This window comes from Microbispora sp. NPDC049633, assembly GCF_040675265.1.
Taxonomy (GTDB): Bacteria; Actinomycetota; Actinomycetes; order Streptosporangiales; family Streptosporangiaceae; genus Microbispora; species Microbispora maris.
Window position 1 is genome coordinate 1 of sequence record NZ_JBFAOO010000239.1, and the last position, 10196, is coordinate 10196.

Sequence of the window (10196 nt, forward strand, 5' to 3'; positions counted from 1 at the left end):
CCTAACACACTCTTCCCCCACCCGCCGCTCTCCCGATGTGCCGCCGGCCCCGCGGGGGGTGCCCCCCCCTGCCGGGGGCCCGCCGGCCGCCCGCCGGGTGTCCCGCGCGGCGGGCGGCCGGAACCGGATTCAGCGGACGTGTCTCACCGAGGCTTCCAGGCGGGGTCGCGGCCGGTGAGCCCGAGCAGCCGGTCCAGCGGCGAAGCGTCGTCGGGCACCGGCACCGGCGGTCCGAACAGGCCGGGGCTCCCCTGCGGCTGCTCGGCGACGACGGCGCCGACCCACTGGTGCACCCGGTGCACGGCCTCGGCGAGGGCCGGGTCGTCGGCGGGGTAGGCGGCGCCGGTGGCGACGGCGAGGTCCCAGCCGTGCACGACGATCTCGTCGAGTGCGGCCGTCCCGGCGGCCTCGGCCGGCAGCACGCCGCCGCCGATCTCGGCCGTGCCGGTCCACGCGGCCGGATCCCGCCACGCCTCGACCAGCTCCGCGAGGCGGGCCGGGATGCGCTCGCGCCAGTCCTCGCCCAGCCTGGACGCGTCCGGCACCGGAGGGAGGCCGCCTCTTTGCGGCGGGATCTTCCGCGCGGCCGCGGCGAAGGCGACGGAGAGGCCGTCGATGTGATCGAGCAGTTCGCCGACCGTGATGCCCTCGCACGGTGTAGGCCCGGTGAGCTGGTCGTCGGCCACGTCGCGAATGATTGCCGCGAGCCGGTCCGCCGCGGGCTTCAGGTCGGCCGTCACCGCGTCACCACCACGGTGAGCCGGTCGATCCGATCGCGGTGGACGGTATGCGGGGGTGCGGCCGACGTCCGCCCACGCCGTACGGCGGGGCAGGTCGCGGACTCAGCGGTCATGACGCCTCCTCGATTGTGTGGGGGGTGGACGGTCGAGGGCCTGTCGCAGCACGTGCACGCGGTCACCTCGGAACCGCTCGCGGAAGCGCAGCCATTCGACGGCATTCGCGAGAGGGCCCGGCCGCGACCGGCCACGTGCCTGCAGCGCACGACCGTGCGTTGCACCAGTCCGGCGTTTTCGAGCACCCTCACGTCCTCGGACGCCGACGGCGATATCCGCAGCGGTTCGACAGGCTCCCCGGCGGCCGGTGCGCCGGTGGCCGGCCGGCGCGGCATGACGCGCCGCGCGTCGTGAGTGAGGGCGTGGAACATCTCGTCCTACGCCGGACGATCTTCGACCACATGGCCGACGTTAGTGGCCGCCATCGCGGACGCACAACCAGACGGTCGAACTTTGTGTGCCGGAAAACACTTGGACATGCCCGTACGTGGAGAGTGATCGTTGAGGGCATGCGACAGGAGGAGATCTGGGACGCCGAAACCGCTCGGCGCTATGACACGCCGGGCACCGGGATGTTCGCGCCCGAGGTCCTCGGGCCGGCCGTCGATCGCCTCGCCGAACTCGCGGGCGACGGGCGGGCGTTGGAGTTCGCCATCGGAACCGGTCGCGTGGCCGTACCGCTCGCCGAGTGCGGAGTGCCCGTCACCGGCATCGAGCTGTCACGTCCGATGATCGAGCAGTTGCGTACGAAGGTGGACGAGGCGACGATCCCGGTCGTCGTCGGCGACATGGCGACCGCCGTCGCCCCGGGGGAGTACGCGCTCGTCTACCTCGTCTACAACACGATCTCCAATCTGCTCACCCAGGCCGAGCAGGTGGCGTGCTTCCGCAACGCCGCCCGGCATCTGACGTCCGGGGGTCGTTTCGTGATCGAGCTCTGGGTGCCCGAGCTGCGCAAGCTCCCGCCGGGACAGCAGGCCGTGGTGTGGCAGAGCGAACCCGGTTATATCGGCCTCGACACGTACGACGTGCTGCGGCAACACGTCGTGTCGCACCACTTTCACTTCGACGAGAGCGAGCAGGCCAAGCTGTTCCGCAGCCCTCACCGTTACATCTGGCCGGCCGAACTCGACCTCATGGGCCAACTGGCCGGGTTCGAGCTGGAGTCCAGGCATGCGGACTGGACGGGAACCGAATTCACCGCCGAGTCGCGTTCGCATGTGTCCGTCTACCGCAGGACGTCATCGCCGGTGATTTGAGACGCGGCCGTGAAAGCGACCGCGGAATCGCGGACGAACGGGCCGTGCCGGCTTCGGCGGAAAGGGAGAGCCCCGCGAGGCTACTTACTACCTCGTGGGGCAGGCGGGTCCAGCAGGTTCGATGTACGGTTATCCGGTCCTTGCTGCTCTTGCTGCCTCACTCTCCCCGCTTGCTGATGCCGCTACCACGGTCAGCGTTCGCGTTCCTCGAATCGCCCGCGTTCGCCGCGCTCTTCGAGCCGCCCGCGTTCACGGCCGCGCTCTTCGAAGCGTCCGCGCTCGCGCCCGCGCTCTTCGAATCCACGGCCGCGTTCCTCGATCCGTCCGCGTTCACGGCCGCGTTCTTCGAAGCGTCCGCGCTCGCGTCCGCGTTCCTCGATCCGTCCGCGCTCACGGCCGCGTTCTTCCATGCGCCCGCGTTCTTCCATGCGTCCGCGTTCACGGCCGCGTTCTTCCATGCGTCCGCGTTCACGGCCGCGTTCCTCGAAGCGTCCGCGTTCACGGCCGCGCTCTTCCATGCGTCCGCGTTCACGACCGCGCTGAGGGCCATACTGGCCGTACTGCCGGTGGCGCTCTCGGCCCCGGCACCTACCACCAGGGCAGGGCTGCGTCGGACTCTGCGTGATTTGCGTGGTGTTGCCGGCGGCATTGACCGGCTGCGTCTGCATCGTCGCCGGGACGATGAGGGCCGACGCTGTGATTACGCCAGCAGCCAGTGCTTCCTTGAGCATGAGTATCACTCCGTCGACTCCGTGACTGTCACCGGGAAACCCGATACACGGAGCGCGAATCGATCCATCGAACCTTGGATCCAGACCCTGATTCTCACGCTAGAGGTAACAAAAGGCACAGTCACCCAGCAATGCGCAAACAACCGCTTTCCGCACCAGAAAACACACCTAACCCAAGGGTCTTGTCGGGTCATTTCCCTGCGGCGACCATCCCTTTACGCCGGTCGACGAATGCCTTCCACATCATTGAGGCGCATTGGTTGCGATCGCACACGCTCGGCCGGAGCGGGTCCCCGACCCCATCCGGGAGATTACGGTGAACTGCCGACGGAAACCGCGCGGGTTCTCGAGGTTGCCGTTACCGCCGTCGGGCAGTGGGGCCGCCACGCGTCCCTCTCCTGGGCCGCGCCACGCACGCGTGGGCCCACCCTGGTCGCGGGACGTGAATTCGCGGGACATGGCTTGTGAGGGCGACGGTGGCAGGTGTGCGGGTGGAACGCGGCGTCGTCTACGGACCGAGCGGCAAGGGCCTCGACGTCCACCGGTGCGACGGTTCCACCCTGCGGCCGGTCGTGTTGCTCTGGCATGGCAGAGGACCCGACGAGCGGGACGTGCTCGACCCGCTGGCACGCGCGGTCGCGGAGCGGGGCGTCGTGGTCTTCGTGCCCGACTGGCGATCCGACGCGCCGGACGGCGGGCGAGCCCACCTGTGGGAGTCGATCGTCTTCGTCAGGGACAACGCCGGCGATTTCGGCGGTGACGCCGCACGAACCGTCCTGGCCGGGTGGTCCCTCGGAGGGAAGGCCGCCGCGGGCGTCGGCGTCGGCGGTGCCGGTGCCGGCGCCGGGCGCTGGAGGCCTTCCGGAGTTGTCGCGATCGCCTCCGGGTTCGATGCTCCCGCACCTTCGACGGGCCGCGTCCCCCTCGACGACGTAGCGGCGACGCGGATCGATCCCGTTCCGTTCTGGCTGGTCCACGGGACCCGGGACGCCATCGTGCACGTGGAGAAGTCCCGCCGGTTCGCGGACGCACTGCGAGAGCGCGGCTGGCGGGCCACTCTGATCGAGACGGAGACGGATCACGCCGGCATCGTGATGACCGAGTACGACCCCGAGCGGGGGCGCTGCACGCCTGCTCGCGTACGGCACGCGATCGAAGCCGGCCGGCGCACCGCTGAAGTCCTCGCCGACGCCGCCTTTTACTCGTCCGGCCCGTGCTCACCCGAAGGAACGGAGCGCGCTCTTGGCGATCGGTGAGACGGGGCCGCCGGCGTGACCGGAGTTCTGTCGGTGCCGTAGGGCATGCTGCCTCCGGTTATCGCGACGATCCGAAGGACACCAGTGGCCCGCATGATCCGGCATCTCGACGAGGAGCTCTATGTGCAGTACGGCGGGCTCTGCGTCTACGGCGGCACCGACTGCCCCGTGTTTCGCGACGACGAGTCGGAGGCCCTGCACTACACCGCCACTCTCCGCCTGGAGGCGTGGGACGCCGAACCACCTGCCCCGGCGTCCTCGTGGAGGCCGATCGAGCAGCTCACCTTCACCGCGGACACCGGAGTGATCCAGATGGGCGTGATGGACGACAGCGGTCGTGACTTCCTGATCGGCCCTCCTTTTTTCGAGTACGGCCTGACCGTGCACGTGAACGAGCCGGACATCACCCGTTGGTCGTTCCGGTTCTGGCCGACCCGCGATGTCTTCGACCCACTCGTCCACATGAAACCGGGGGCACCGATCGGATCCGCGCCACCGCAGGAGCCATGCCGGGTGCCCGTCCCCGTCACGACGGCTGGGCAGTGGGCGGCCATGCGGCCGGAGAAGCCGCGAATCGCGACAAACGGCGCGCAGTTGATGGCCATGCTGCTGCCGGGACTGGTCAGCGCGACTCCGATCTCCTGCGCGTTGAACCCCGATGACGTGCCCACCTTCCGTATTCCCCACGAGGAGCATGACCTCTCGGACAAGGGCACGGGCGGCACCTACCGGATGTGGCGCTGGGAGAGGGCGACCTCCGACGGCAATCCCGAGGACGGCAACCTTCTGACCGGCAGGATCGTGCACCTACGTGATCCCCGGGGCCGCCGTGTCTTCGCCTCGGGCATCGTGACCCTGCTCGACAGGGATGACAGGCACTACCTCGTGCGCGACGCCGAACCTCACGAGGCCGCCCGGGTTCTCTGCTCGGAGGCGACCTGGCCGGACTGACCCCATCGCTCCGCCGAGGCTTCCGCTTCATCGGAACGGACAGGCCTTACTACGTGAACGCCCTGTGCGAGGCCTGGCGATCGGCCCGGCCGGTACGCCAGGCAGGATGCGGAGGAATACCCGCGAGGCACACCTGAAAGTGCGGCTAGATGGGGAAGTGGCCGCGGCGCCAGCGCCAGTGGCGGCCGGCCTTCAGGTGGTCGACGACCGCGCGCTGCAGCACGGTGCGCCGCGGCAGCTGGTCGAGCGGCGTGGTCAGGGTGCGGAACACGAACCGCAGCACCTCGACGTCGGCGTCGATTCCCTCCGGCTCCTCGTAGGGCTCCAGCTCGAACCTCCGCTGGAAGCGGGCGATGTTGGAGTCCTCGGGCAGGTACTCCAGCAGCTGCGGGTCGAGCAGCCACGAGCCGCAGGAGAACGACGTGTAGCGCTCGTCGGGGAAGTGGCGTGGGAAGAACGCTCGGGCCTCGTCGAGCGACGCCTCGATCGCCTCCGGGGTCAGCGGCCCCGTCTCGGGGATGTGCAGGCCGATGGCGTCGTCGCCGCGCTGGTGCTGCAGCCGGCCCAGCTCGTAGACGCCGCCGCGAGCGTGCAGCGTCAGCCAGGCCTGCATGACCGGCCAGCCCTCGCCGTGCATCCGCCGGTCGATCGCGAGATTGCGGCCCAGGTCCGCGAGGGTCACCCACGAGACGGCATCGGCGATGCCGTGGGCGCGGTGGTACCCCCTCACCACGTCGACCAGGGCCAGGTACGCGTACACGTAGAGATGCCGCCAGGCGGGTCCCCGCTCGCGCGGCAGCTCCGGACCGGGCGGCAGCCAGTCATAGCCCCCGAGATCGGCTCGGACCAGGGCGATCGAGCGGTCGAGCAGCCAGCGCAGCTCCGGGGTCCACAGCGGAGAGTCGGGGTCGGGCCAGCCCGCCATGATCTCGGCGGTGTCGTCCGGCCGCACCGCGAGCCGGGCGAGGATCGCGGGTGCGTCGGCCTTCGCGGGGAGCGGAGCCGACGGCAGGTCGCCGGCGAGCCGGTGCACGCGGTCGACGTCCTCGACGGGTATCCCGAGCCGGGCGGCGATATCGTCAAGATCCACGCGATCGACCCTACCGGCCGGTGGGCGCCTTCCACAGCCCCTAGCGCTCGGGCGGACGTACGCGCTGATGCTCGAGCGGGCCGCTTCGCCCCTCGCGATCCGGCCGTACGATCCGCGTCACGCGGCCGTGTCCCTATGGCTCAACGCCGGGGTCCACTGATGCGGCTCGGTTCGCCCGGTGACGCTCATGCGGGGGTTTCCAATTTGCGGGCGCTGCTTTCCAGGACGGACAGGTCTGCGGGCGCGTCCGTCCGGACGCCGGCCGTGCGCAGGCCGCCATCGAGGTGCTGGACGAGCTCGTCCGCCTCGCCCACGCTCTGCGGCCGATGCGCGAACGGGCCCGCTCGGGTTCGGGGAAGGGCGCAGGCGCTGCGCTATGCCATCGCCGCTGCCATCCTGCTCGCCGTCGTCGGCCGTCGGCGCCTGCCCCGCGTCCGCCTGACCTCGCGTGGCATCCTGCTCCTGACCGCGCTGACCGCGCTGGCCTGTTCGCCGGCCTCTTGCCGGTAGGCGCGCTGCTCACGACCCTCGCACTCGGTCTCGGCCGGGCGGGCCCCGCCGACGCACCGGCGCCCTGCTCGTCGCGGCAGGCGCCGTCCTCGGCCTGCGGCGACCCGGCCGCGAGAGCCCAGCCGGCAGGTCACCGTCGACACCACAACATGCTGACGCCCCTCCAGGGCATCCGCTCGCGTGAGGCCTCTCAACCCGATGAAGAGGGCTTCGAGAACGCGGTCTACGTAGGCGTGACGGGCGACGAACAACGACTCTTGGTGGCCGGCGGCTGCATGTCAGGCGGACACGATCCATGGAGGAGCCGCAGCTCGGGCATGGCTTCCCTGATCGAACGTGGTAGGGCGGGTGGGACTTGAACCCACGACCCACGGATTATGAGTCCGATGCTCTGACCGGCTGAGCTACCGCCCCGCAATGGTGGAGTCTCTCACAACTTAGCGGCTGAGGGGATCGGGGATCGGCGGCCTTCGGCCCTGGGCGTAATCCCCGCCGATCATCCGTGCCGGTGATCGTCCGCCCTGAGCCGGGGACTCACCTCGTGAGAGTGATGCGGCGTATGTCGGGGTATGTGACTGTTGAGGCGACACCGCTCCACAAGACGGCTCTGCGAAACGTGGCTCCGCAACGAATCGGGGGTGCCCCGTGGGGAGACGACTGGCGGGCGTCTGCGTGCTGCTCCTGATGTCCCTCCCCGCCTGTGGGCAGGGTGGGCGGCAGCCGGGAGCAAAGCTCGGAGCGGTCGGCGATGTGCGGGAAGGCTTCACCGTCGGCCTGCTGCTTCCAGGCGAGGGACCTGACCGGTCTCTGTTCACCCGGGCCCTGGCATCGCTCTGCCCACGCTGCCACGTCCGGTACGCGAATGCGTCGGGTGACCGGGCCAGACAGGCGCGGCAGGTCGGCCGGATGCTGGCCGACGGTGTGCGGGTGCTGGTCCTCGGCGCGGTGGACCCCGAAGCCGCCGCTCCCTGGGTGGCCAGGGCCAAGTTGTCCGGGGCGAAGGTGATCGCCTACGACCGGCTGGCCAACGGGCCGGTGGACGCCTACGTCGCGACGGATCCGGCACGCGTAGGCCGGGAGCAGGCGCTGGCCCTGCTCGGCGCCATGAAGGTCGCGGGACCGGTGCTGCTGGTCAACGGACCCGCCGCCGACCCCTACGCCTCTTCGGTGAAGCGGGGCCTGCACGCCGTGCTCGACGGCCGGGTGACGGTCGGCTGGGAGCGGGACCTGACTCGGCCCGGCGACGCAGGGCGCGAGGTCGTCGCGGCCGTCGCCGCGCTCGGCGGGGCGGCGAAGGTGGGGGGCGTGTGCTGCGCGAGCGGAGCGGCGGCGCAGGCCGTCGCGGCGGAGATGGCGAAGGCGGGAATGGCCGGGGTGCCGCTGATCGGATATGACGGCCGGCCGGGCGCGCGGACGGCCGCTGTACGCACCGACGTCGCGGCTCAGGCGGCGGCCGCCGCCAGGCTCGTGGTCGAGGTCGCGGGCGGCAGGACCGTGTACGGCACGGCCGTCGTGGCCAACGGGACGACGGTCTCGATCCCGGCGGTGCTGGTCCCGCCCGCCGTGGTCACGAAGGCCGGAGCTCCCACAGCTTCCGATCGCGGGACCGTCCGCAAACAGGGCGCGCCCCCGCACTGACACGTCCGCGCTGAGGGGGCATGTCCCAAGTACGTGTCAGCAGGGCATCCCGCATGATCGGCCCTGTCCGTTGACAGCGGGTCCGGCCCTTGCGCCTGCCGGCGGGGACGCTCAGGTCGGTGTGGGGCGCATGCCTTCGAGCAGGGTGGCGAGGTAACGGCGGGCGGTCTCGACCCGGTCGGCGGGGGCGCCGCCGTGGACGGCCACGGCGTGGGCGATGCCGCACATGAGTGGGACGAGGTCGGAGGCGGCGAGGTCGGTGCGGATGGCTCCGGCATGACGGGCCCGTTCGAGCAGGGTGGTGCCGGCGGAGGCCAGTGACCTCTTGAGTTCCGCGGTGCGCGGCAGGGTGTCCGTGGCCGCCGCGGCGACCGGGGGCAGGGCGGCGTCGGTGACCTGGGCTTCGACGACGCGATGCAGGAAGCCCTCCAGCGCACGCCGGGGGTCGGTGTCGGCCAGAGCCTGCTCGCCATGCGCGACCAGGGCTTCCAAGCAGGGAGCGGCGACGGTCTCCAGCAGTGCCTCGGGGGTGGCGAAGTGCCGGTAGACCGTGGCGACACCGAGGCCCGCCCGGCGTGCGATGTCGTTGAGCTGCAATGCCGTGCCCTGGTCGACCAGGTCTCGGGCGATGGCGACGATCCGCTCCCAGTTGCGGGCGGCGTCTTTGCGCAGCTGCGTGCTCGTCATGGGGGAGGCATCCGGGTTGCTCGTCGTGGTTCACGGCTCGTCGTCCGAATCATATGCGGGCGTTCCCGGGGGACCTGGCCGTAGGGCGGCGGGCGGGCCGTGCGAACGGAGAGCGGTGGAAGTCGATGCGAGTCCCGAAAGAGCGCTGACCGTGTGACCGGCGGGCACCTGCGGGTGGTTCATGCGTCCGCTCCGGCCGTCACAGGTGCGTGGGCCTCGCTGAGCAGGCGTACGGCCTCGGCGACGCGGCGGTCGGCCGCCGCGCGGAACGGGGCGACGGGGTGTGCCCGGGGCCCGATGACGAGACCGGTCCGGCCGGTCAGCGCGTGGTCGGTGGCGGCGGTGATCGAGGGCCTGGCCGCCACGGACGCCGGACCGGAGGTGGATCGCTCGAACTTGCGGCGTACCAGCGGCCACAGCAGCCGCAGGACCGGAGAGACGATCTTCGGGTCGGTCAGGGTGCCGTCGGTCATGTCGGTCGCGGCGCCTCCGGGATCGGCGGCGAAGACCGACACGCCCGTGCCGTCCAGCCGCCTCGCCAGGTCGAGCGTGTACGCGAGGTTGGCGAGCTTGGCGCGGCCGTACCAGTGGAAGCCGTAGTAGCCGCCCGGCGGCTCGACGGCGTCGAACACCCGCTTGGCGGCGCCGACCGCGCCCGAGGTCACGTTCACGATCCTGCTCGGCGCCCCGGCGGTGAGCGTGGGCAGCAGCAGTTCGGTCAGCAGGTACGGCGAGAGGTGGTTGACGACGAACGACGCCTCGACGCCGCCCAGGTCCGCGCGCTCGGCGAACATCGCTCCGACGTTGTTGACCAGCACCGTCAAGGGTTCCCCCGACGCGGCGTGCTCGGCGGCGATGCGGACGGCCAGCGCGCGGACCTGGTCGAGCGAGGAGAGGTCGGCGGACAGGAACCGGCCGGGGTGCGCCGGTCGCGTCGCGTCGATCCGCTCGACCGCCCTGGCTCCCCGGTCGGCGTCGCGCCCGACCACGGTCACCGCGAACCCGGCGGCGGCGAGCCCCAGTGCGGTCTCCAGGCCGATGCCCCCCGTGCCTGCCGTGACTACGGCTGTCTTCATCATGTGCCCCTTCATCCGAATAAACGGATAGTTCATCCGTTAGGCTGGACAGTAGCACAATCGGATGAACTATCCGCATCAAAGAGCCGCGGGGGGAGAGGGGCGGTGTTGGGCGGCCGGACGGGGGTGTCTGCGAACAGGCGGGTGGGGGGGGGGGGGGGGGGCGGCGGCGGGCCCGCCGCACCACGTTCTCCGCGCCCCCCC

At 71.0% G+C, this 10196-nt stretch carries 9 protein-coding genes and 1 tRNA gene; 5 read left to right on the forward strand and 5 right to left on the reverse strand.

The window, feature by feature from the left end; translation table 11 throughout:
* Positions 1-143: 143 nt before the first annotated feature.
* Positions 144-740: a TIGR03086 family metal-binding protein gene (locus AB0J39_RS34955; protein WP_363472646.1), complete on the reverse strand. Its 597-nt coding sequence runs from the start codon at positions 738-740 to the stop codon at positions 144-146.
* 563 nt (positions 741-1303) lie between these two features.
* On the opposite strand from AB0J39_RS34955, the gene AB0J39_RS34960 reads away from it, so the two are divergent.
* The 4 genes from AB0J39_RS34960 to AB0J39_RS34975 all read left to right on the forward strand — a co-directional run bounded on the left by AB0J39_RS34960 (position 1304) and on the right by AB0J39_RS34975 (position 4991).
* Entirely contained in the window at positions 1304-2053 is a 750-nt protein-coding gene (locus AB0J39_RS34960) for a class I SAM-dependent methyltransferase (RefSeq protein ID WP_363472648.1), read from the forward strand.
* Positions 2054-2193: 140 nt separating this feature from the next.
* Complete coding sequence (locus AB0J39_RS34965; RefSeq protein ID WP_363472650.1) at positions 2194-3252, forward strand: hypothetical protein; 1059 nt, start codon at positions 2194-2196, stop codon at positions 3250-3252.
* A gap of 23 nt (positions 3253-3275) precedes the next feature.
* Positions 3276-4040: an alpha/beta fold hydrolase gene (locus AB0J39_RS34970; RefSeq protein WP_363472652.1), complete on the forward strand. Its 765-nt coding sequence runs from the start codon at positions 3276-3278 to the stop codon at positions 4038-4040.
* Between the two features lie 93 nt (positions 4041-4133).
* A complete protein-coding gene (locus AB0J39_RS34975) occupies positions 4134-4991 on the forward strand; it encodes a hypothetical protein (protein ID WP_363472654.1) in 858 nt (285 codons plus the stop codon).
* 145 nt (positions 4992-5136) lie between these two features.
* Here AB0J39_RS34975 and AB0J39_RS34980 read toward each other — a convergent pair whose 3' ends face one another.
* Positions 5137-6081 (reverse strand): acyltransferase domain-containing protein, encoded by a 945-nt coding sequence (locus AB0J39_RS34980; RefSeq protein WP_363472655.1) that lies wholly within the window; start codon positions 6079-6081, stop codon positions 5137-5139.
* Between the two features lie 847 nt (positions 6082-6928).
* Positions 6929-7005, reverse strand: a tRNA-Ile gene (locus AB0J39_RS34985).
* A gap of 231 nt (positions 7006-7236) precedes the next feature.
* Here AB0J39_RS34985 and AB0J39_RS34990 point away from each other — a divergent pair.
* Positions 7237-8229 carry a substrate-binding domain-containing protein gene (locus AB0J39_RS34990; RefSeq protein ID WP_363472657.1) on the forward strand — a complete coding sequence of 331 codons (993 nt, stop codon included), beginning with the start codon at positions 7237-7239 and terminating at the stop codon, positions 8227-8229.
* A 111-nt stretch (positions 8230-8340) separates the two neighbouring features.
* Here AB0J39_RS34990 and AB0J39_RS34995 read toward each other — a convergent pair whose 3' ends face one another.
* Together AB0J39_RS34995 and AB0J39_RS35000 are read right to left on the reverse strand one after the other, a co-directional pair.
* The gene (locus AB0J39_RS34995; protein WP_363472660.1) at positions 8341-8916 is read right to left on the reverse strand and encodes a helix-turn-helix domain-containing protein; all 576 of its coding nucleotides are present in this window, start codon (positions 8914-8916) and stop codon (positions 8341-8343) included.
* Positions 8917-9095: 179 nt separating this feature from the next.
* On the reverse strand, positions 9096-9992 hold the full coding sequence (locus AB0J39_RS35000) for an SDR family NAD(P)-dependent oxidoreductase (protein WP_363472663.1): 897 nt from the start codon (positions 9990-9992) through the stop codon (positions 9096-9098).
* Positions 9993-10196 lie beyond the last annotated feature (204 nt).